This window comes from Heyndrickxia camelliae (assembly GCF_002844575.1).
GTDB lineage: Bacteria > Bacillota > Bacilli > Bacillales > Bacillaceae_C > Margalitia > Margalitia camelliae.
Map to the genome: position 1 here is coordinate 1 of NZ_PIQO01000066.1, position 795 is coordinate 795.

General features: G+C 33.7%; 2 protein-coding genes. Both read left to right on the forward strand.

Going from position 1 to position 795, the window contains the following annotated elements:
• Positions 1 to 406, forward strand: a 406-nt coding sequence (locus CWO92_RS24915; RefSeq protein ID WP_321207775.1) for a hypothetical protein, incomplete at its 5' end; no start/stop codon positions are given.
• 110 nt (positions 407 to 516) lie between these two features.
• The gene (locus CWO92_RS24920) at positions 517 to 759 is read left to right on the forward strand and encodes a DUF3850 domain-containing protein (protein WP_101356844.1); all 243 of its coding nucleotides are present in this window, start codon (positions 517 to 519) and stop codon (positions 757 to 759) included.
• The last annotated feature ends 36 nt before the right edge of the window (positions 760 to 795 follow it).

Here is a 795-nt window from a genome sequence, read left to right on the forward strand (position 1 = left end):
GAAAATGATGGATATTACAGTTAATGAACAAGCACAACAGTTTTATTTAGCACTTGAAAAATGGGCACCCGTAATGGGGCATGAAATAAAAATCGGGGAATATCGGTTCTGTGCTATCCCGATAGGAAATCGACTTAATATTTCCGAAGTGACAACAGGTGCGAAATTGTTCAATATCCCTGTCAATTTAATGATTCATCTTAGGACAGAAACCAAAGAAGATACAATCAAGTTTTTGTATGAAGTGGGCGAATCCATTAAACGAATCATTGATAAGCAAACTGATTTTGATGGGATGCTTTCAGAAATGAAAAAAACAGTATTTGAGCGTTTGGGGGAAATGCCGCCAATCGAAAATATTGATACTGATTGGATTTTTGAAGATCAAAGCAAAGTTTTAAATTAGTGCATAGTTCGAAGATTACGCGCGACATACCATTATCAATTCGTATTAAATTATGAAGGCTGTCCGAGATCTAAGGTTAAGAGTATATAGTTTAGTAGGAGGGGAAGAGGATGGCAAAAACTCATAAGTTAAAAATATTACCAAAGTATTTTGAACCAGTATCAAAAGGTCTTAAAAATTTTGAAATACGAAGAAATGATAGAGGTTATGAAATTGGAGATTTACTTATACTTCAAGAATGCTTCATTGATCCAGAAGGGCCTACGTATACTGGAAGAGTTTTAGAAAAACGAATCATTTATATGACCGATTATGAACAGAAAGAGAATTTTGTAGTGCTAGGTATTAAATAAATGGAGGGGAGATAATGACAATTAAAAAACAGTTAA

Bases quoted from the DNA above. Each gene is read 5' to 3' on its own strand.
- CWO92_RS24920 (WP_101356844.1), top strand. From the start codon at position 517: ATGGCAAAAACTCATAAGTTAAAAATATTACCAAAGTATTTTGAACCA.